Genomic DNA, 20,737 nt, shown 5'->3' with positions numbered 1-20,737 from the left:
ATTAAATTTATACCGATGAAACTCTATGTTCTGTAGCGCGATTGAGAAACCTACTTTTTCAAACAGTGGACGCATCAACCGGGTTTTTTCACGAAAATATGACAAGTGAGGGCGAGAGATATCGGTTGAAAAACCCGGTTTATTCCCTGATTCGCGCGTCCAGGACTGTCATTGGCTCGATCGCGCCCGTGTCGGTAGTTGAGAAAACCACCATCTCTGAATCCTGACAAAATACGATATTTTGTCAAGGAATACCGACAAAACAGTTACCAAAAAATCAAAGCTGCCGATCGGTGTTTATATCTGTTGGATCGGGAAATCAACATTCTCTAAGTAAGAATTTCCCTCTTGAGTGCGCAGTATAAAATTTTCCCAACCGCGATCGTCAACCTACTGAATATTGTTACCAATGCTACCTTTCGTTCCCACAGTAAAGGTTGGTTGCTTTTCGGTTTTCCGTACATCCCTATCTGTAGGATAGGCAAGTGCTGTTGTGTTAAACAGGAAGTGTTGTCTAGCTTGGTGTTGGGCGCGAAAAAAGCTGCTTGTTGATGAGGTATCTGTCTTCAGGATGAACTTTCGCTCACCTGAAAATTATCCCTATAGGAACTGTTTCCCGAGCGCATCAATCATTATTATCAATTCAATAACAGCGAAGTTGTGGCAGATTGATACTGGCGTGTTGCGAACAGTAGCTAGGTTGAATTTTATGTACACACCAGGAAAGCGGTAATTAATATTCACCCGCCCCTCTTTCCTTTCGGACTCTAACATCAGCGCTGGTAGCAGTGCCGTCAAGAGTCGGAGTCTTCAGCGGAACTTAAAAATGAAAATCACCTTTGTTCTCCCTACTCTGTCTCTGACTGGTGGAATACGCGTAATATCTATTTTCGCAGAACGTTTGAGAAAGCGAGGACACTCCGTGTTCGTCATCTCTGTACCCCACTCCCAACCGAGTATGCGCCAGCAAGTCAAGTCGCTGCTGCGGGGACGCGGTTGGATTTCCACACCTGAAAACGAGCCCTCATTTTTCGATAACTTAGGTGTAGAACACAAAATTACCGATCGCTACCGCCCGGTAGAGGACAAAGATGTACCTGACGCTGACGTAGTAGTTGCCACCTGGTGGGAAACCGCCGAGTGGGTAGCCAAACTCTCTCCCAGCAAAGGAGCAAAAGCTTATTTTATCCAGCACCACGAAGTTTTTGACTATCTACCTCAAGATAGAGTAGAAGCAACCTGGATGCTGCCAATGCACAAAATTACGATCTCTCAGTGGTTAGTTGACCTAGCGAGGACTAAATACGGCGATCGCCAAGTTTCCTTAGCTCCTCCGAGCGTGGACACCAAGCAATTTTACGCCCGTCCTCGCAACAAACAATCGGTTCCTACAGTTGGAATAATGTACTCTACAATCTACTGGAAAGGAACCGACATCGCCCTCAAAGCTTTTTCCCTAGCTGCCGAAAAAATCCCCAACCTGCGTCTGGTTGCCTTCGGTGTAGATGCCCCATCCTCGGAATTGCCCCTACCGGCCAATGCCGAGTATGTAATTCAACCCGACCAAGACAAACTCAAAGACTCTTACAGCAAATGCGATGCCTGGCTTCTGCCGAGCCGCTCAGAAGGCTTCGGCTTGCCAATTATCGAAGCGATGGCGTGCCGCACTCCCGTCATCAGTACCCCAGCAGGCGCTGCTCCGGAAATTTTGAGCGGCGGTACTGGCATACTTGTAAGACCAGAAGATCCCCAAGAAATTGCAAAAGCCATAGAGTATATCTGTCAGTTGCCAAATTCCGAGTGGCAAGCCATGTCCGAAGCCGCCTATGCCAAGGTGAGCAATTATACTTGGGAAGATGCCACGGATCATTTTGAAGCGGGATTGAAAGCTGCTGTAGACAAATCTAAACAGCGCGACGTTAACATAGTTTCCTCTTCTCCCTACAATGTGACCCCAGCACCGGTCAACTAAAAAATTGAGGTTGGATGCTAACAGCAGCAATTTGAAATTCTGCCCGCCGCGTCAAGAGCGCGGGATTCTCCGCAGAAACTCAATATCGTTTGGCGGGGTGCTTCTGCTAAAACTAAAATCGCCCGTGTCCTGTTTTCTACGCAGCAGTCTCGATACGAATTCTAGTCCCGCGGGCTAGCGAATACTGGTTGTAAAGCGATCGTCGGTCAAAATCTGAACCCGAGTGCAGCGGAGGTTTTGAGACTCGTGCCGTTACAGGTTAAACTTGTCGAGTCCTCAAACATCTCCCGATTTGTAATTGGGAAAAGTCTATGATGACAAAGTAAGGTCGGCTCGACCATCAAGTGACGATCGCCCGGAGGCAGAACCCCGCACCTGCACACAAGCCAAAAAGAAACTTGTAAGTGTGAAATTCATGTTATCTATGAAGAAGTTTGATCGACCAGTGTCAATCTTCGGCATTTACTCATGAAAATTACTTTTGTCCTTCCTACCCTTAGTCTTACAGGTGGCATGAGGGTTGATTAACAGTAAGACTTTTTCTGATATTTGCTAACAATAACTTACATTGGCCTTCTTGTCTTTATATCATATAGAATGAATTTAGCCACTCAGATTTAGGTGAAAAACCTTGGTAGTACGCAACCGCTATATAAATAAGTTGCCTCTACATTATCAAAGCAAATAATCTGATTGGCTAATAGCTGTAAGCGATAACCAAGCTGAACGCTAGAATATAAGTGCTTGTAGAAATTTCTACGGGCATCGGTTGATACGCCTTGGTTGAGATCAGCTTTACGACCCCCAGTCGCGAGCGAAGCAGCCGCGAGGCAAGCAATTAGTTCCCACAGTCGGGATGTACTATACTACAACTCCTTGGAAAGGCTGCGATCTTGCCCTGAAAGCTTTCTCTATAGCGGCTAAAAAAATTCCCAACCTTCGTCTAGTTGCCTTTGGTTCGGGCGATACTCCTCCTCCCTATTTGCCGCTGACACCTGGCACTGAATATAATATGGCACCTACTCAAGACCAACTCAAAAAATTTTACAGCAAATGCGATGCTTGGCTGTTTTCTAGCAGCTCGGAAGGCTTCGGCTTGCCAATTTTAGAAGCGATGGCTTGTGGCACTCCAGTCATCGGCACTCCTGCTGGTGCGGCTCGGGAACTACTTGCTGGCGGGGGTGGAATACTTGTCAAGCCAGAAGACCCAGAGGATATGGCACTCGCGATCGAGCGGATTTGTCAGTTGTCTGATGCCGAATGGCGGGCCATGTCTGAGAGTGCTTTGGAGACGGTGATAAATTATACCTGGGAGGATGCAACCGATCTCTTCGAGGCTGCACTGTACACGGCACGGGAAAGTCAGGCACAATTAGCTCATAAGGCGTAAAATTGAGGTTGATTTTAAAGATTGGGGTTGGGCGATCGTTTTTGAGAATTTTTCTCGGGCAAATTGTGTTTTATTTCTACAATTTTACTGCCAAAAAAGACCTATGGTTGCATTAATCCCACTTGCTATGTTCGGCTTTATTCCAATCGTTTTTTACCTGTTTGTGAGGTTTCCGACTCAGCGGGCGGTAATTATCAGTTTTGTTGCAGCGTGGCTGTTTTTGCCGCAAGCTTCTTATCCCATCGGCTCCTTGCCGCCGTATACCAAAATCTCGGCAGCTTGCTACGGCATTTTTCTGGCTACTATTGTCTACGATACTGCCCGCATCACCTCTTTTAAGCCGGGTTGGCTGGACGTGCCAGTGGTAATTTGCTGTTTGTGTCCAATTGTTTCACAGGTTACTAATGGCGGCAGCCCGATTTCTCCGACTTTAAACCAAATCGTTACTTGGGGTCTGCCTTATTTTTTAGGACGCTTGTATGTGGGTAGTTTAGACGGGCTGCGACAATTGGCGATCGGGATTTTTGCAGGTGGGTTGGCCTACATTCCTTTTACTTTAATTGAAGGGGTTAAGGGCCCAATTCTGCACCTAATGATTTACGGCGTCAATGCTTTTGAAGACTGGGGTCAAGCAAGGCGTTTGGGGGGATGGAGACCGGTAGTATTTATGCAGCACGGTTTGATGGTGGGCGTGTGGATGATGACAGCCGCTTTAATCGGAGTTTGGCTGTGGCAAACTAAGACGCTCAAAAAGTTTATGGGCCGCAACATCAAGACTTTAGCAATTATATTAATAATCGCTTTTTTGCTGTGCCGTTCTACTGGCGCCTACAGTTTATTTGCAATGGCGTTACTCGTATTATTCTCGGCAAAGTGGTTTCGCACCTCTTTGCCCCTGCTATTTATAATTGGATATATAGTGTTTTATCTGTACGTAGCTGCATCGGGTCAATTTTCTAGCAAAGACGTGATGGACTTCATCACTCCCATATTTGGTGAAGAACGAGCCGCCTCTCTGAAGTATAGATTTGACATGGAAGAGATATTGGGGGAAAAAGCGCGGCTAAATTTTCTTTTTGGGTGGGGGGATTCCGGCGGAAACCGCGTTTACGACCAGTCCGGTAAAGATATCTCGGTCACCGACAGCTTGTGGATTATTGCATTTGGCGTCAACGGTGCAGTCGGTTTAGTTAGTTTATTTTCTTCATTGTTACTTCCTGTTATCGTCTTTTGCGTGTTCAAGTATCCCGCCAGAACCTGGTCTAATCCCAAAGTAGCGCCGGCTGCCGTCCTGGGAGTAGCCTTAGTTATGTACGTGTTTGACTGTGTTTTGAACGCTATGACTAACCCGATTTTTGCGATGATTGCTGGAGGAATATCGGGTCTGGTCTTAAAAGCTCCCGAAAGTCTTAAGACCAAAAAAACCAGTTCGCCACCAAGAAGACAGTTGCTGGTTCACCAAAAATCAGGATGATTTTCAGGAATGCGATCGCCACTCGACTTCAAGTTTGAAAATATCTTGAATTCCCTGCATACAAAAACTATAAAATCTACCACCTTTGCCTAAAATCAAGTTCGGGAGTTGCGCCCTCTTTCTCACTCGCTCAAAATTAGTGTAAAAAAAATTATTACATTAATTTATAATGCTTCAACTATTAGCACGGGATTGTGTTTTTATTAAAACTGTGTTGCGGGTTGTAAACCAAAATTGGCTTTATACACTTTTTGCTAAAACAAGCTGATTCTTTACACAATCTTTAAAAATCCTGACTGGACAGGTAGGGTGTACAAGGATATACTTAAAAAGTACATTCACCGAGACGCCTTAGTGAAAACACGAGGCTCTAGTGTGGGTTGTCATAGTTTTAGTTGTAGTTTAATATAAAGGGTGAAGGGAATAACAAATGAAAACAGTTAATTTATTGAATGTTTCGATAGATAACTTGTCAATAACAGAGTTGTTTGAAAAACTTGACTCCGAAGGTGGTGTCGTATTTACGCCCAATGTAGACCACTTGATTAAGTTGCAATATGACCGCGACTTCTATGAAGCTTACAATACCTCTACTTATAGAGTCTGCGACAGTCAAATATTGATGTATGCCTCCAAGTTTTTGGGTACTCCTCTCAAACAAAAAATTTCCGGTTCTGACTTGTTTCCTGCATTTTATATGTATCACAAAGATAACGAGAAAATTAAAATATTTTTGCTAGGAGCTGCGGAAGGTATTGCTAAGAAAGCCCAGGAAAAAATTAACCAAAAAATTGGTAGAGAAATAGTAGTTGAAGCACTTTCTCCTTCTTTTGGCTTTGAAAAAAATGAGGAAGAATGTGAAACAATAATTGATGCGATCAATAAATCAGGAGCGACAGTTCTGGCTATAGGAGTGGGAGCGCCCAAGCAAGAGAAGTGGCTGGTTAAATACAGGAGCAAATTAACACACGTCAAAATTTTCTTAGCAGTAGGTGCAACCATTGATTTTGAAGCAGGTTGCAAAGCAAGAGCTCCCAAATGGATGAGCGAAGTCGGCATAGAATGGGCGTACCGACTGTTAAGCGAACCGAGAAGGTTGTGGAAAAGATATTTGATTGAAGGTCTGCCTTTTTTCCGATTAATCTTAGAACAAAAATTAGGGTTTTATAAAATGCCTTTCCTTGACAGCAAAACCAGAAAGCTAGAATGGGAAGGCGGTTCCTAAAAACTGTGGCGACAAATTTATAACGTAAATTAAGCTGAGTATGAGAGAAAGTGCGTTTGATCCCAAGGTAAGACGGATGCAAGCTGTGAATAGTCCGATCGCACTTTCTCTCAAAATAATTCATTTTTGCTTTCAAGGCCAGGTAAAATCGGAAAGAAACCTTTTGTGAAAAATCCTAATTAGGGATGCAACCGATGAATCTGCCTTCTTTCTTGTGGTTGTGGAAAATAGCGGCTTGGTCAATGGGTGTTTCCCTGTTAGCTTACCTGTTGCTGGCCGTTACTGGAACGTGGATGTTTGCGACTCGCAGCACGAAACAGCCGCGCCCAAAATGGCTGCGTCCTTTCCATTTAGCCACTGGTGCGGGGATGGCGACTTTGGTAATTTTACTGCTGGGAATTGGTGTAGTCGGTACGCTGGGATACTACGGGAATTTGGGTCACTCGGCTCATTTACCGGCAGGGTTAGCTGTTGTGGCTTTGGTGTTGGTTTCTGTTGGAAGCGGGCTGCAAATTGGCCCTAAACATCCTTGGGCGCGTCCCCTCCATATCGGCACTAATTTGGCTTTGTTTGGGGGATTTGTGACTGTGTTGCTCACAGGATGGACGATCGTACAAAAGTATTTGCCGAAAGTGTGAAAGCTGTCTATTTGACCTCAAACTATACCAAATATGCAAGGGAAAACATATATGTAAGGTGCGCCGCAGCGCACCCTAGGTTTAATTTTTTTGCGTGAGTCCGCTTTTGGTGATGAATTCTAAAATATGCTGGGCGGTAATCTCTGGCTTTTCTAAGTGGGGAACGTGCCCGCAGTCGGGTATCCAAATTAGTTGAGAATTTGCGATCGCCCTGGCAAACTTTTCCGCATCCGCCGTCCCCAAAATCCGGTCTTGTTTTCCCCACAAAATCAGCGTCTGCTGCTGAATTTGCGATAATTTTCCCCCAAAACCTCCGTAACCGCCGCTTTTGGTAAACGAAATTAAAGCTTGATTCCAGTTGGGCATTTCCAAGTGCAAAGCAGCGCAAGTTTGAGCGTCTTGAGAAGCCAAATTTTTATCAAAATAAGCATTGATGCTAATTTGCTGGCGGATTTTGGGATTTCGCAAAAATGAAGTTGCCAAATATCCTAAAGGAGGAATGAGAAACTTTCCCTTATTAGAAGTGACGGCAAAACCTGCGCTATCTATTAACACTAATTGTTTTACAGCTTGAGGATAATTGAGGGTGAAATCAATTGCTGCTGCACCTCCCATTGAAGCACCGACTAAGATTACAGGCTGCGAAATTAGCGTTTTCCAGAAATAGTAGAGGTGACTTTCAATTGCCCTCGCGCTGAATGCCAAACCTGGCGCTCTTTCTGTAAAGCCAAAACCCAACAAATCAACCGCCCAAGTTTCATTTTCGGCAGCTAGCAGCGGCAACAGGCGGCGGAATTCAAACAAGGAACTGTCGAAGCCGTGAATTAGCAAAATTGGTGTGTTGCCACTGCCTTGGCGCACGTAGGTTGTGGCAATTTGCCCCGAAGATAGGGGAGTTGTAATTGCCTCCCGTTGAATGCTTTGGGCTAAGGCAATTGAGGTAGATTCTGTGAGTTGTGCGATCGACTTTGGCAGAAAACTTGCTGGCATAATTCTTGATAAATTGTGAATCGGTAGGGGCGGGAGCGGGTTAAGTATATATGCTCGATCGCTATTTTAGGGCTTCGGGCGATCCCAGCATTAAAATGCGATCGCAATTTAGTATCGATCCGTACCAGCCAAGGCTGAGTTTGTTCACTTCCTGTTAAATTATTTGAGAATTCTTGCTAATAAACAGTTTTTCAGATAAGATGCTGAAGAGCAGTAAGTCTGACGAGAGAGCAGTTCAACCAGAAATTGGCATCTAACCCAAGATAGATTTCGACTCTTGAACGCAAAAAACCATCAAATTTCTGACTGCGGGGAACAGCCGTATCCGAAATATCCCAAGGAAACAAGTAAGCTGAAGCTCCGACTTTAGCAATACCTGTGCTTTCGCGCCGATCGTATTGAGAATATATATCAGGTAGATGGTGCGACTAACGTCAAACAACTTGTTGCTAAAACCGATCGACCGCGAGAAAAAACATGAAACAAAACCAAGCATACAGCCAACAGAAGCAAGAGTTAAACCCCAAGTCTTTCGGGGGTTTCACCTTTTACGGCGAGACACCAGAAGTCTCTCAAAGCGAAGACAGCAGCACAGAAACTCAGCCTGCTTTGGGTGAAGGTAAATCATTTCCCCTAGCAATGGCAAGCATCGGCGAGACACTGCGGATTGTCAAACTCAAAGGTTCAGAAGGCACGGTACGCCGTCTGATTGGTATGGGATTAGTCCCCACTATTGAAGTTCAAATCGTCAGCACCTCTTGCGGTTCCGTCATCGTGGCAATTGGGGACAACCGCATCGGTTTGGGGGCAGGGATGGCACAGAAAATTATGTGTAGGAATTCAAAATTGCCCTAAAAAAATTGCATCTACAGCAATCCTATTTCATTGGTGAAAAAGATTTTTTTTATTAACCGCAGAGGGCGCAGAGGGCGCAGAGTCAGAGAGAGATGTTCGCAGATTCTGAAATTTCATTGATTTTTTACCAATTTAGACTGCATTCAAACAACAGATGAACGAGAAAAAACAACTAGGGGATTTAGCTGTCGGCGCAATCTGCCGCGTCATTGGCTACGAGAAAACAGCTAGAGGTTACAAAGGTAAATTGTTGGCAATGGGGCTGACACCGGGAACTGAATTTACCGTCACCAGGCACGCACCTTTAGGAGATCCCGTAGAAATCCTCGTGCGGGGTTTTAAACTCAGTTTGCGTAAAGATGAAGCTAAAAGTCTATTTGTAGAAGAGGTTAAATAATGGCTAAGCAAATTATTGGATTGGTAGGCAATCCTAACTGTGGCAAAACTACCTTATTTAATGCCCTGACTGGTGCTAACCAGCGAGTAGGGAATTGGCCGGGAGTAACTGTAGAACGCAAAGAGGGAAAATACACTCACGATGGTTTAGCAATTACGATTGTTGACTTACCGGGAGTTTATTCCATTGATGCCGAAGATGGAGACACCGGACTCGATGAATTGGTGGCGCGAGATTATTTGCTATCTGGGGAAGCTGACGTAATTATTAATATTGTTGATGCTTCTAATTTAGAGCGCAATTTGTATCTGACTACCCAAATTTTGGAGATGCGCGTACCGACAATTTTGGCGCTGAATATGATGGATGTTGCCAAAGAACGGGATTTCAAAATCAATGTCAATAAACTTGCAGAACGCCTCGGCTGTACGGTGGTGCCGATGAGTGCTGCTTCTAATGACGGATTGCCTCTGTTGCGGGATGCTATTAATCGGGCGCTGGCTAAGCCGATCGTACCATCTGCCTATGTCGCTTATCCGGCTGCGATCGAAGATGCGATCGGTCAACTAATCCCGCACATCGAAAAACACAGTCCAAATCGCACCGTCGATGCCCGCTGGACAGCCCTGAAACTCTTAGAATACAAGGATGAAGTCGCCCCGGAACTCGCCAGTACAGAACTCGAAAAAATCGTCGTTCCCCACCGCCGCCGAGTGCACGAAACCCTCGATGATGACCTCGATATTATCATCGCCGACAGCCGCTATACCTTCATCCGCAACCTCACCCAAGGCGTTGCCGAATCGTCTAGGGAAGTCAAAGCCAACGTTTCCGACAAAATCGACCAAATTGTTCTCAACCGCTTCGCAGGCATTCCCGTATTCTTAGCGGTAATGTACCTAATGTTCACCATTTCAATTAACGTTGGTGCAGTGTTTATCGACTTCTTTGATATCGCCTTGGGAACAATTTTTGTCGATGGTTTCGCTAAACTTTTAGAAAGCATCAGCGCGCCCGGATGGTTGATTGGACTTCTCGCAAAAGGTGCTGGTGGCGGAATTCAAACTACAGCTACATTTATCCCCCAAATTGGGATGATGTTTTTGTGTTTGTCAGTTTTAGAAGACTCCGGCTACATGGCACGGGCTGCCTTTGTTATGGACAGATTAATGCGATTTGTCGGACTTCCCGGTAAATCTTTTGTGCCGATGATGGTCGGTTTCGGCTGCAACATCCCCGGAATTATGGCGACGCGGACATTAGAAAATAAGCGCGATCGCATGATGACAATAATGATGAATCCATTCATGTCTTGCAGCGCCAGATTAGCAGTTTACGCCCTATTTTGTGGCGCATTCTTCCAAGTCGGCGGTCAAAACATGGTATTAGGACTTTACCTAATCGGAATTCTAGCCGCTGTTCTCACCGGACTAATCCTCAAAAATACCCTCCTCCAAGGAGAAGCCGCGCCTTTTGTTATGGAATTGCCACCCTACCACATTCCCAAGCTCAAAGGAGTGCTGCTGCGTACTTGGGACAGGCTGAAAGCTTTTATCACAAAGGCCGGAATTGCGATCTCGATCATGGTACTTATACTAGGATTTATGAGCTCAGTTGGCACCGACGGTTCCTTCGGTAAAGATGACACCAAAGATTCAATTCTTAGCGCCGTCGGCCGCGCGGCAACACCTGTATTTACACCAATGGGAATCACCCAAGAAAACTGGCCAGCCACCGTCGGTTTGCTAACAGGAGTATTTGCCAAAGAAGTAATGGTTGGAACCTTAGATTCCTTGTACACTCAACTAGCAGACGAACAAAAAGCAGCAAGCGGAGAACCGGAGAAAGAAGAAGAATTTAGTTTCTGGGGAAATATCGGCAAAGCATTTTTTAGCATACCGGAGAATCTTACAAAACTTCCCGGTCAACTTTTCGATCCCCTCGGCTTAAATTCTGCTAATATTACCGACCAAAAACAAGCGGAAGAAGACCAAGGTATCTCTGGTAGCACCTACGGACAAATGTCCCAGCGGTTCGGTTCCAATCAAGCAGCTTTTGCTTATTTGCTGTTTGTATTGCTGTACTTTCCCTGCGTCTCCGCAACGGCTGCGCTTTACCGCGAAACTAACTTGGGATGGACTGTATTCGCAGGTCTATGGACTACTGGTGTCGCCTATTTCACAGCAGTTATTTACTATCAAATAGCTACATTCTCAGAGCATCCAGACTCATCTATGCTTTATATTTTCAGACTAATCGTAGCTATGGGTCTGACTCTTGCGGTATTAAAACTGACTGGTGGAAAACGAGCAAAGCGACGCGAAGCAATCAGTAGTTAGTTGACTGTTATACCAATTTAATGTGAAGTTGCACATATCTCGATCCCCCTAAATCCCCCTTAAGAAGGGGGACTTTGAGCGGAATCTTGTCCCCCCCTTACTAAGGGGGGCTAGGGGGGATCTGATTCTATGCAGCTTCATAAAAAATTGGTATTAACTGTTAACTGTTAACTGTTAACTGTTGACTGTTAACTGTGTTTAAGAATCAAACAAAGGACAAAAGCCATGATTTTAAGCGACATCCAAAAATTTATTGCTGACAACAAAAGAGCCTCCCTCGCTGATCTGAAAATTCACTTCCGTATGGATGGCGATGCTTTGCGCGGAATGTTAAATCGCCTAATTCGCAAAGGGCGAATCAGTAAAATGGCAGAAGTCAAAAAGTGTGGCGGATGTCACAGTTGCGGAGACGATGCAACCGAGATTTATGTATGGGTAAATCCTGGCGAGTCGGTGTCAGAAAAAGAGCCTGTTTCTGCAACTTGCCATTAAGTGATATTAGATTTGTAGTGAGGACTTCAGTTTTTTGTGAAAGTTTTTAGGCGATCGGGACTTTAGTCCTTACTACAAACGACTTTTTTTTGTATAGATTCACTAACTGATATTAAATTCATCCAGCTTTCTTAACTTCGGAAGAGACAAGTGGCTTCTCTAATGCGGCTTTAATCGGCAAATAAATGGCAAACTCTGCTCCCTCACCTATTTTGGAATTCACTTCTATTTTCCCCTGATGCTTCTCGATAATCTGGTAGGAAATCGACAACCCTAAACCAGTCCCTTTACCCACAGGTTTAGTTGTAAAAAATGGGTCGAATAACCTGTCGATCGCATCAGGATCGATTCCAGTGCCGTTATCTCGAATTTTCACCACTACTTGATTTACTCCTGCTATTTCTGTGATGATTTCAATCTCCTTGTCTCGCAGATTTGGATCGCTCAACAGTGCATCAGCAGCATTGGCTATGATATTCATAAATACCTGGTTTAACTGCGACGGATAGCACTCTACTAAGGGCAATTTTCCATAATTTTTAATTACTTTAATCGCTGTTTTGATTTTGCTATTTAAAATTAATAGAGTGCTGTCAATTCCTTCATGGATATCGACTGGTTTCATTTCAGCTTCATCTAACCTAGAGAAGTTTCGCAGGGACAAAACAATTTGCTGAATTCGCTCAGTACCCATTTTCATGGAAGATAGTAACTTCGACAAATCTTCTGATAAAAATTCGAGTTCAATTTCCTCAATGCAGTCTTGAATCGGCGCGCTTGCATTCGGAAATTCCTGCTGGTAAAGTCTTACAAGCCTGAGCAAATCTTGAGTATATTGGTTGGCGTGACAGAGGTTGCCATAAATAAAGTTAACTGGGTTGTTAATTTCGTGAGCGATACCAGCCATCATCAATCCCAAACTGGACATTTTTTCGGCTTGAATTAGTTGGGATTGGGCATTTTTCAACTCGTGGAGCGTTTGTTGCAGTTGGTGCAACTGGATATTGAGTGTACGATCGCGATTTTCTACTTGTTCTATCATACAGTTGAAAGCTTCCGCAAGTTGACCTACTTCATCGCCGGAAGGAATGGGTACTTTACCAGAAAAGTATTCATTGCTTGCCATCCAATTCACGTTTTGAGTTAAATCTAGAATTGGTTTTCCGATGATTCGGCTAACTACACCACCAACAATCGTGGCTAGAATTACTCCTGCCCAAAAGAAACTATCTAGCCGTTGAGATAAAGTTAATTGCGTTTGCTGCACTGTCGCCATTGGGTTAAACACAGCTAGAGCTATGCTATCGCCTATTTCGGATATTTCTACCGTTTTCATTATGTAAGACAGGCGCTCAATATCTATTTTAGTAGTCGATGTCTGTGGTGTAGGTATTTTCCAAGATTTAGAGCGAATTTGGGGAAAATTAGTAGCAATTAATTCTCCTGATTTAAAGATAGCGAAGTAGTTTTTACTGTTAGTATCAATGTTAATTTTATCCAATTGTTCGTCTGTCACTAAGTCACCCACGAGTACAGCACCAATTATCCTATTCTTGCTTCTAATCGGTGCAAATCCTACTAGCAATGCTTGCTGTTTGCCATCAATGCTGACGAAATTTGACTTTTCTGAGCCTTTAAGTGCTGAATTTATCGCTGGGCTATTGATTAACTTCTTATCTGTGAGCGAATCTTCTCGCAACTCTGCTACCATTTGGCCCCGCCCGTCTACTACTTTGACTAAATCTAGTTTAAAAATGGTTTGTAGAGATAATATATCTTGATGCAAGATGTTTTTGTCTTTCTTTTCTACAGCGCGAATAACTTCTGGTTCTTTTGATAGTAGTTTGGCCTGCTTTGTCAATTGAGTCGATCGACTTTTGAAGTCTCGCACGGCTAAAGCTGCTTGGTTTTCAACTCGATCGCGCACTCCTTTTTCGAGAGTGTTGGCAAATCCGATTTTTACTGTGTGTATCACTAATAACAATAGAGTGACGGATACACCTAGAAACGGCACGATAATTTTGAGGCTCAGCGGTACTCGAAAGTAGGGCGGGCTCTTGGTTGAGCTGTTGTCGCCCTCGATCGCACTTCTTAGATTTTTCATAATGAGTTATTAAGAATAATAGTCATTAATTTATAATAGTACATTAACCGTAAAGTGTGATTTCTGGGAGCTGCTAGTGCAAATAATCCTTGATATATAAAGAATTTAGGCTGTAGTGAATTTTAGCAGTCTGGCGGGCAGACTGCTTTTAGCACCCAAAACTTGTTAGATATTTATTTTAATAGTTGCGATCTAGAATCTAGAACTTCAAGTCTAAAATCAGTTGCCGGCTGTGTAGAGACAGCCAAAAATTCAGTATTTCTTCGCCGACTTGTTCTGGATAGAAGTGGTGAAAGAAATGCCTACCGTCTGGACATTCCCAAGAGCGATCGCCTTTTTTAAGAAATTTAGACCAGCGGCGCATCACAATAGGAGATACAACAAAATCAGTTTTGCTACTGCATATCAACAAAGGTACTTCTACACCTTCATCGCGGGAATTCATCACCCTAAATAAGGAGTGAGGACAAGGAGAACAGGCTAAGTCATCCTCAAAATATGATATAAATCTTTGATTAATTATTTGATTTGGCAATCCCAGCATATCGCCAACCATTTGAGTCAAAACTTGTTTTCTGCTCCAGGGAAAAGCTGAAAGATGCGTATAGTAATGCGATTGCCAATTCATAGCAGATGGCAAACCGACAGCTAAAAGCCCCAAAGAACTTACTTTGTGAGGATAGCGGCGCGCATACATTAAACCAACTAATCCGCTGGTACTGTGGCCTATGAGATGAATTGGGCGATCGCGCAATGTTAAAAAATCGTGCAAAAGTTCAACAGCCATATCTAAAGAGCAAGCTTCATCTTCTGTTTGTTGGTATTCCCATATTTGCACTGGTACAGAATCATTTAAGTAGGAAAGCAGCGAGCGATCGAAGAATTGCAAACTCGGACTTACACTTAACCAAAGGACGTCATCTGAACTAAATTTCATCTATTTTAAGTTTGAGATTGAATTATTAACAATAATAATTGATCTGCTAGATTTTCGGGGCGGGCTGAGTGCGTAATTTTGATTGCCGAACATAATCTAATTACAAAACTCACCCTGCTACCGTTAAGTCTACAAGCTAAATTCTTTCTTGAGTTGAGATACCCAAGATTTGATGCGCGATTCCGTCAGCTCGGATTGGTTATCTTCATCAATAGCAAGACCCAAAAACTTGCCATTAACTACAGCTTTAGATTCAGTAAAATCATAGCCCTCTACCGGCCAATAACCGACTGTTTCGCCGCCCTGTTCCGAAATTTTTTCAGCCAGAATCCCCATTGCATCCATAAAATTGTCCGGGTAGCCTTCTTGGTCGCCAGTTCCCACGTAAGCTACTTTTTTGCCGCTAAAATCAATATCGTCAAGTTCGGGAAAAAAACCTTCCCAGTCGCTTTGCAGTTCGCCGATATTCCAAGTCGGACAAGCGATAATCAGACATTCGTATTCCGCAAAATCATCATTTTCAACGCTGCCGATCTCGTGCAAGGTCACGATATCGCCACCAAATTCATCCCGAATCATTTCAGCTACCGACTCTGTTTTCCCAGTTGTAGTTCCGTAGAAAAGACCAATTGTTTTTGACATTTTTACTCCGAAGGTGAAATTTGGTAGTGCTTGAGAATTATTTTTTGTGAGTCAGGATTTGGCATTTCCTGCCTGCAATTCAGACAAAAACAGTAGACACGGTTGTGGCAAACCTGAGAAATTAGGGAGTCAAGGCAGCAAGGACACTGTTTTTTCATCGGGTTAAAGTTGAAAATTCATCAACCAAGCTGACTCGCTCATATCGGGGTCGGGTTCGCAGTCAATTAGTAACAAATTCAGCGTCGTTTGTACTTTTAGACTGCACGGGATGCCGGCGGGTACAAACACAAATACTCCCGGTTTTAAAGTGACTGTTCGATCGCACACCGTGAGAGTTCCCACTCCTTCTAAGACGGCGATGGTTACATCTTTAGAGTCATCAAGGTCAGGTATTTCGCAATTTCTACCCAAACTCATCAGTTTTTGGCTGTAGGCGGGTTGTTCGTCGCTGATTCGCGAGGCTGACGCGGAAACTATTGCTGCTGTCACGGTGATTGACCTCCAGGTACTGTTAACTTCCCGCAGTTATTGCAATTAATATTCAATAAGCTACCATGCAATTCAGATAAGTTGTCAAGAGTTAAACATTAAGATTTGTTACAAAAGGCTGTATATCAGGGTTTACAAGCAGCGATCGCACCCGTAAATTGAGATGGGGCGGTCATTTGGCTAAAAAAACTGCGATGGGCGATCGCACCCACCACACAATACCTGCTAATTATTTTCAGTTAATTATGAAAAAAGTCATTAGTTATTAGTCGCAGCTAACAAATAACTAATGACTAATGACTGATGACTAATGACTAATTATTCTTCGCCCCTACGCCAACATACATAATCGACGTATCCTCATTAATTTTGATTTTAAACAAGCCAGACTTTTTGTAATCAACATAGTTAACGATATTAGAGATTAGCAGTTGAGAAACTTGTTGCAAACTTTCCCCCGAAGGAAATAGCTGCTTTCCACTTGTAAAATTCCCCCAAAAACCGTGCATCTGGGCTAAAACAGCGCCCATTTCTCCAAACATATCAAAACCTTTAATTTCAATCTTGCCGAAACCCGTATCGCGCATTACCACAGACAGTTCCTCCGGGGTAATAAACTTGTCCCAATCGTGAACGCCCCGCTTAATTTCCTGCAAAATATTTTCCATCAGTCCAATCATCACAATTTGCGAGGAAAAAGTTCTGTTGATTGTATCAAAAAAGAACAGTCCCCCGGGCTTAAGAATCCTGTGAACCTCTGACACAACTTTTTTGTAATCGACCACGTGTTCCAAAACATCCACGCAGATTACAACATCGAAGGTATTGTCAGCGTAGGGCATATTTTCGGCAAAACCCTGCCTGTAGTCAATCTCAAAACCGCTAGTAACTGCGTGATTTTGAGCTGCTACAATACATTTGTCCGATCGATCTATTCCAGAAACCACAGCGCCTCTCTCGGCCATAAACTCGCAAGAAAAGCCGCCGCCGCACCCGACATCTAAGGTTTTCAGCCCTCGCCAATTAGTCGCGTGTCTGTCGAAAAACTCAAATCTGGGTTTATTTAGATGGTATAAGGCATAAATTTTAGCATTTTCGTCCCACCAATTATCGGCATTTTCATCATAAAATTCTAAATCATTTTTTACTTCTGTTTTCTGCACGATTTTTAAGTCCTGATTAGTGGAATACACAACGGGCGATCGCACTTTTGCCTGATTTTAGAGGAATGACGCCAACAAACCCGGTTTCTGTGAAAAATCCGAGGTTTCGTGACGAATTCGCAGGCAGGAACCGGGTTTCTGAATCCGCGCACATAAGTTCTATTTTCAGGTTAGTTGCGAATCGCCACAGTTTTTGATTATAATACTTTTGGCACAAATTTCAACGAGATGGATCGCGTTTCTATTATCATCCCAGCCCTCAACGAAGCGACTTGTCTGGAACGCACCCTCCGTCAACTCAGCATCCTCACTCCTCCTGCTTGGGAGGTATTTGTGGTAGACGGCGGCAGTCAAGACGAAACAGTGGCGATCGCACTTTCGGCCACTACCCGCGTTATTTCTAGCAGTACAGCCGGACGTTCCGTGCAAATGAACTTAGGTGCCCAAGTCGCCACCGGCGAAATTCTGTGCTTTCTCCACGCCGATACTTTAGTTCCCGACGACATTGTAGCAGTCATCCAGAAAACATTGTCCGATGCCGAAATAGTCGGCGGCGGGTTTATCTCCCTGATGGCTGGTTCGCAGCAAACAAGATGGGGTTTTTCCCTCCACAATTACCTGAAAACTTATTACGCGCCGCTGTTATTTCGACCTCATTTATTTTTCAAAGGATTGCGCCTGCTGTTTGGCGATCAAGTTATTTTTTGCCGCCGTACAGATTTTTTGGAATGTGCAGGTTTCGATGCTGCGCTGCCAATTATGGAGGAAGCTGATTTATGTTTGAAGTTAGTGCGACTGGGTAAAATTAAGTTAGTCAATCGGGTAGTCGAAAGTAGCGATCGCCGAGTGGCGAATTGGGGCGAATTAAAAGCAACTGCCATCTATTTTTTGATTGGTTTTTTGTGGGGTTTGGGCGTTTCTCCCCGGTATCTCAAGCAGTTTTATGAAGATATCCGCTGAAGCATAACATCAGACTAAATTCCCAGAATGTACTGGCTGTATTTTGCGGGCAAAACTTTCTGTAACAGGTAAATAATCACCCAACAACCTAACAAAGTCCCGGTCACTAAAAAGCCGAACTTCAGCAGCGGATTTACCGGGTCAATAAACTTATAAAACACTAACAACACATATTTCACTACTGTCGAATCCAGGAGATAGATAGGGAATGAATAAGCAGCCAATATTTTGACTAACCCAGATATTCTACTGGGAAGTGCGATACTCTTAGAAAATGCGAGGATCGACAATACGAAAAAAATTGCGTATCCTTGAGAAGATATTTTAAAAAACGATCGCAGAAACCATCCCTCCGAATTAACTCCACTTTTCAGGTAATATTCCCAAATGCTAGCTAGATAAAAAAGGATAGTTGCCCCTAAAATTAGCATTTTTTTCCGTTCGAGAACGGGTTGAATTCTGTCATAGGAACCGCCCAAAAATAGACCTGTTGAAAATGGCAAAATCCAACTGAAAATCCAGCGCTCCATCAAAGGTAGAGGTATTGATATGTATTGGAAAGCGGTTAAGTAGAAGAAGATTGTAAAAATTGTTTAAATTGTTAAGCCCAAAGCCAAAACTTTTCTGGGTTCTAAAATTTTTAATTTCACGAGAAGCCACCACCAACCGTAGCATTGAATAATTACAACGATGAAGTAATAGGGAGGCATCACTGAGCCAGTCAGGATATCTCGGATTAATGCAATTAAATCAAATTTCTTGATATCCCCCAAATTATTTAAGATGTACAAAGCTACTGACCAAAATAGATAGGGAGGTATAATTTTTGACAGTCTTTTCTTTAATATCAGTGTGGGATTATTTTTATTTTCCAGTTTGTTGGTGAGAAAAAAGCCGCTCAGCAGTAAAAATGCAGGTACGCAAAATAGTTGAAATGTATCGATCGCGACAAATAAAATTCTGCGATCGCGAAATGCGAAGAACCCAGCATGAGTAATCACCACACTGACGATCGCTAAAGCTCGGATCAAATCAAATTCAGCGAACCGATTAGAAGCTTTTTGCATGGTAAAAATTAGATTGCAAAAATTTGATTTAAATTAGGAATTTTTTGTCTGATACGAAATCCGGGTTTGCTACCCCTTTTATCATTCGACGGTTGAAACCGCTGCATAGACTCAAAGGAAGTCCGCCTCCGCGGACTAATAGATAAAGGGGGTTTTTAAGCCGGATTTGGTATGAGTAGAATATCATAAAATGTTATATTTGCTCCTATGTTCACAAAACTTATCTCGGAAAAAATAAGTCACCGAGTGCTGGAATTGAGGAAGAAAGACTATAAAGACTATTGCGAAAAAAAATCTACCTAAATTAGGTAGACTTTTAGAAATGTTCCATAAATTAGTTAACTGTTAGCTAACCGTTGCTGTGATGGATGTGCGACGCAGAAACACTATCCAACCGATCGCGCCCGTTGCGGATCACGCGCAGCATATCGCTCAGCTTGTGTTCGATATTATCGAGCACTTGGTCGGCATAATCGTCGGCTCCGTTTTGAATTTCCTCGCATTCCGCCATCGCCCTCACTCTCATCTCTTCCAATTCCTCTTGAGCCTGGTAGCGAATTTGTTCGACTTCCGCCAGCGTTGCCTGCTGAATTGCCTCGCAGTCGAGCAAAACTTGCTGCCGCAACTGATCTGCTTCTATCTTCGCCTGCTGGAGCAGGCCCATCTCGTTTAAAAGTTCTGCCGCTCGCTGTTCTGCTGCTTCTATCACTTCCTGAGCGTAAAGTTCCGCCTCTTGAAGCAAGTCGTCCTTGTGGCGGATGATCGTCTCGGCTTCCCCAAAGGCGATCGGCAAATTTAGCCTCACCAAGTCTAACTGATCGAGCAACTGTTCTTCATCCACCAGAGTGCGTCTGGTCATGGGAATTCGCGGACTGTCGAGAACAATTTCCTCAAGCCGGTTCAATTCCCGCTGGATGTCTACTCCTGCGGTTCGGGTGGGGTCTCCGAAGACGGCTGTGTTCTGAGGTGATTCGTTCTCAGTGCGGAGGCCGGTACTGTCGGGTTCGATGCGAGTTGGTTCCTGCTGGCGTAACATTTGTAAATATCTAGGGCGACGTGTTTCGGAACAAGATGATCTACGGAGCCACCAAACTTGGCTATTTCTTTAACTACACTACTACTTAAAAAGCTGTACTCGTTAGAAGTTGCCAAAAAAACTGTTTCAATTTCGCCCAGAAGGGTTTTATTGGTGTGGGCCATCTGGAGTTCCATTTCAAAATCTGTTAGTACCCGGAGCCCCCGCAGCAGCACTTTGGCTTGTCGAATCTTAGCATAGTTTACTGTCAAACCCTCAAAACTGTCTACTTCTACATTTGGCAAGTGTTGGGTAGAGCGCAGGATCTGCTCGATCCGTTCCTCTACGGTGAACAAAGGAGTTTTACTGGGGTTTCTGACTACGGTAACAATTACCCGATCGAACAGTTTGCAGCCCCGCTCGATAATGTCTGCGTGACCGAAGGTAATGGGGTCAAAGCTGCCTGGATAGATTGCAATCACTTGTTTGGCTCAACGGAGTGGGGGAGTGGGGGAGTGGGGGAGTGGGGGAGAGGGGAGAGGGGGAGAGGGGGAGAGGGGGAGAGGGGAGAGGGGAGAGGGGAGAGGG

General features: G+C 43.9%; 18 protein-coding genes and 1 pseudogene. 10 read left to right on the top strand and 9 right to left on the bottom strand.

Annotated elements, in window-relative coordinates; all coding sequences use genetic code 11:
* Positions 1–826 precede the first annotated feature (826 nt).
* The 5 genes from QUB70_RS09730 to QUB70_RS09710 all read left to right on the top strand — a co-directional run bounded on the left by QUB70_RS09730 (position 827) and on the right by QUB70_RS09710 (position 6,699).
* Complete coding sequence (locus tag QUB70_RS09730) at positions 827–1,972, top strand: glycosyltransferase family 4 protein (RefSeq protein ID WP_332979940.1); 1,146 nt, start codon at positions 827–829, stop codon at positions 1,970–1,972.
* Positions 1,973–2,828: 856 nt separating this feature from the next.
* Positions 2,829–3,362: a glycosyltransferase family 4 protein gene (locus tag QUB70_RS09725; protein WP_332979938.1), complete on the top strand. Its 534-nt coding sequence runs from the start codon at positions 2,829–2,831 to the stop codon at positions 3,360–3,362.
* A gap of 103 nt (positions 3,363–3,465) precedes the next feature.
* Positions 3,466–4,836 carry an O-antigen ligase domain-containing protein gene (locus tag QUB70_RS09720; protein WP_332979937.1) on the top strand — a complete coding sequence of 457 codons (1,371 nt, stop codon included), beginning with the start codon at positions 3,466–3,468 and terminating at the stop codon, positions 4,834–4,836.
* 430 nt (positions 4,837–5,266) lie between these two features.
* Entirely contained in the window at positions 5,267–6,061 is a 795-nt protein-coding gene (locus QUB70_RS09715) for a WecB/TagA/CpsF family glycosyltransferase (RefSeq protein WP_332979936.1), read from the top strand.
* Positions 6,062–6,255: 194 nt separating this feature from the next.
* On the top strand, positions 6,256–6,699 hold the full coding sequence (locus QUB70_RS09710) for a DUF4079 domain-containing protein (protein WP_006633652.1): 444 nt from the start codon (positions 6,256–6,258) through the stop codon (positions 6,697–6,699).
* 81 nt (positions 6,700–6,780) lie between these two features.
* Here the strand turns inward: QUB70_RS09710 and QUB70_RS09705 are convergent, their stop codons facing one another.
* Positions 6,781–7,689: an alpha/beta fold hydrolase gene (locus QUB70_RS09705; RefSeq protein WP_332979933.1), complete on the bottom strand. Its 909-nt coding sequence runs from the start codon at positions 7,687–7,689 to the stop codon at positions 6,781–6,783.
* A 477-nt stretch (positions 7,690–8,166) separates the two neighbouring features.
* On the opposite strand from QUB70_RS09705, the gene QUB70_RS09700 reads away from it, so the two are divergent.
* From QUB70_RS09700 to QUB70_RS09685, 4 genes are all read left to right on the top strand, one after another.
* On the top strand, positions 8,167–8,544 hold the full coding sequence (locus QUB70_RS09700) for a FeoA family protein (protein WP_332979931.1): 378 nt from the start codon (positions 8,167–8,169) through the stop codon (positions 8,542–8,544).
* Positions 8,545–8,698: 154 nt separating this feature from the next.
* Positions 8,699–8,941, top strand: coding sequence for a FeoA family protein (locus QUB70_RS09695; protein WP_332979929.1), 243 nt, complete (start codon positions 8,699–8,701; stop codon positions 8,939–8,941).
* A complete protein-coding gene (gene feoB / locus QUB70_RS09690) occupies positions 8,941–11,280 on the top strand; it encodes a Fe(2+) transporter permease subunit FeoB (protein ID WP_332979928.1) in 2,340 nt (779 codons plus the stop codon). The genes QUB70_RS09695 and feoB overlap by 1 nt, the downstream gene beginning before the upstream one ends.
* A gap of 225 nt (positions 11,281–11,505) precedes the next feature.
* The gene (locus tag QUB70_RS09685) at positions 11,506–11,772 is read left to right on the top strand and encodes a FeoC-like transcriptional regulator (protein ID WP_332979925.1); all 267 of its coding nucleotides are present in this window, start codon (positions 11,506–11,508) and stop codon (positions 11,770–11,772) included.
* Between the two features lie 118 nt (positions 11,773–11,890).
* Here the strand turns inward: QUB70_RS09685 and QUB70_RS09680 are convergent, their stop codons facing one another.
* The 5 genes from QUB70_RS09680 to ubiG all read right to left on the bottom strand — a co-directional run bounded on the left by QUB70_RS09680 (position 11,891) and on the right by ubiG (position 17,137).
* A complete protein-coding gene (locus QUB70_RS09680; protein WP_332979924.1) occupies positions 11,891–13,876 on the bottom strand; it encodes a sensor histidine kinase in 1,986 nt (661 codons plus the stop codon).
* A gap of 199 nt (positions 13,877–14,075) precedes the next feature.
* Positions 14,076–14,813: an alpha/beta fold hydrolase gene (locus QUB70_RS09675; RefSeq protein WP_332979923.1), complete on the bottom strand. Its 738-nt coding sequence runs from the start codon at positions 14,811–14,813 to the stop codon at positions 14,076–14,078.
* Between the two features lie 129 nt (positions 14,814–14,942).
* A complete protein-coding gene (gene fldA / locus QUB70_RS09670) occupies positions 14,943–15,455 on the bottom strand; it encodes a flavodoxin FldA (protein WP_332979922.1) in 513 nt (170 codons plus the stop codon).
* A 162-nt stretch (positions 15,456–15,617) separates the two neighbouring features.
* Entirely contained in the window at positions 15,618–15,944 is a 327-nt protein-coding gene (locus QUB70_RS09665; protein WP_332979921.1) for a hypothetical protein, read from the bottom strand.
* 314 nt (positions 15,945–16,258) lie between these two features.
* The gene (gene ubiG / locus QUB70_RS09660) at positions 16,259–17,137 is read right to left on the bottom strand and encodes a bifunctional 2-polyprenyl-6-hydroxyphenol methylase/3-demethylubiquinol 3-O-methyltransferase UbiG (protein ID WP_332979919.1); all 879 of its coding nucleotides are present in this window, start codon (positions 17,135–17,137) and stop codon (positions 16,259–16,261) included.
* 198 nt (positions 17,138–17,335) lie between these two features.
* Here ubiG and QUB70_RS09655 point away from each other — a divergent pair, with 198 nt between their 5' ends.
* The gene (locus QUB70_RS09655; protein WP_332979918.1) at positions 17,336–18,067 is read left to right on the top strand and encodes a TIGR04283 family arsenosugar biosynthesis glycosyltransferase; all 732 of its coding nucleotides are present in this window, start codon (positions 17,336–17,338) and stop codon (positions 18,065–18,067) included.
* 14 nt (positions 18,068–18,081) lie between these two features.
* Here the strand turns inward: QUB70_RS09655 and QUB70_RS09650 are convergent.
* The 3 genes and pseudogenes from QUB70_RS09650 to coaD all read right to left on the bottom strand — a co-directional run bounded on the left by QUB70_RS09650 (position 18,082) and on the right by coaD (position 20,631).
* Positions 18,082–19,134: pseudogene (locus QUB70_RS09650) on the bottom strand (acyltransferase).
* 349 nt (positions 19,135–19,483) lie between these two features.
* Positions 19,484–20,170 (bottom strand): DivIVA domain-containing protein, encoded by a 687-nt coding sequence (locus QUB70_RS09645; protein WP_332979916.1) that lies wholly within the window; start codon positions 20,168–20,170, stop codon positions 19,484–19,486.
* Positions 20,053–20,631 (bottom strand): pantetheine-phosphate adenylyltransferase, encoded by a 579-nt coding sequence (gene coaD, locus QUB70_RS09640; protein ID WP_332979914.1) that lies wholly within the window; start codon positions 20,629–20,631, stop codon positions 20,053–20,055. Before coaD ends, QUB70_RS09645 begins: the two co-directional genes overlap by 118 nt.
* Positions 20,632–20,737 lie beyond the last annotated feature (106 nt).

It is taken from the genome of Microcoleus sp. A003_D6, from assembly GCF_036702825.1.
Classification (GTDB): Bacteria; Cyanobacteriota; Cyanobacteriia; order Cyanobacteriales; family Microcoleaceae; genus Microcoleus.
Note: the sequence above shows the minus strand (reverse complement) of the source record. Positions and strands in the feature narration are given on the sequence as shown.

Coding starts and splice junctions, on each gene's coding strand:
- QUB70_RS09730 (WP_332979940.1), top strand. CDS start 827: ATGAAAATCACCTTTGTTCTCCCTACTCTGTCTCTGACTGGTGGAATA.
- QUB70_RS09725 (WP_332979938.1), top strand. CDS start 2,829: ATGTACTATACTACAACTCCTTGGAAAGGCTGCGATCTTGCCCTGAAA.
- QUB70_RS09720 (WP_332979937.1), top strand. CDS start 3,466: ATGGTTGCATTAATCCCACTTGCTATGTTCGGCTTTATTCCAATCGTT.
- QUB70_RS09715 (WP_332979936.1), top strand. CDS start 5,267: ATGAAAACAGTTAATTTATTGAATGTTTCGATAGATAACTTGTCAATA.
- QUB70_RS09710 (WP_006633652.1), top strand. CDS start 6,256: ATGAATCTGCCTTCTTTCTTGTGGTTGTGGAAAATAGCGGCTTGGTCA.
- QUB70_RS09705 (WP_332979933.1), bottom strand. CDS start 7,689: ATGCCAGCAAGTTTTCTGCCAAAGTCGATCGCACAACTCACAGAATCT.
- QUB70_RS09700 (WP_332979931.1), top strand. CDS start 8,167: ATGAAACAAAACCAAGCATACAGCCAACAGAAGCAAGAGTTAAACCCC.
- QUB70_RS09695 (WP_332979929.1), top strand. CDS start 8,699: ATGAACGAGAAAAAACAACTAGGGGATTTAGCTGTCGGCGCAATCTGC.
- feoB (WP_332979928.1), top strand. CDS start 8,941: ATGGCTAAGCAAATTATTGGATTGGTAGGCAATCCTAACTGTGGCAAA.
- QUB70_RS09685 (WP_332979925.1), top strand. CDS start 11,506: ATGATTTTAAGCGACATCCAAAAATTTATTGCTGACAACAAAAGAGCC.
- QUB70_RS09680 (WP_332979924.1), bottom strand. CDS start 13,876: ATGAAAAATCTAAGAAGTGCGATCGAGGGCGACAACAGCTCAACCAAG.
- QUB70_RS09675 (WP_332979923.1), bottom strand. CDS start 14,813: ATGAAATTTAGTTCAGATGACGTCCTTTGGTTAAGTGTAAGTCCGAGT.
- fldA (WP_332979922.1), bottom strand. CDS start 15,455: ATGTCAAAAACAATTGGTCTTTTCTACGGAACTACAACTGGGAAAACA.
- QUB70_RS09655 (WP_332979918.1), top strand. CDS start 17,336: ATGGATCGCGTTTCTATTATCATCCCAGCCCTCAACGAAGCGACTTGT.
- QUB70_RS09645 (WP_332979916.1), bottom strand. CDS start 20,170: ATGTTACGCCAGCAGGAACCAACTCGCATCGAACCCGACAGTACCGGC.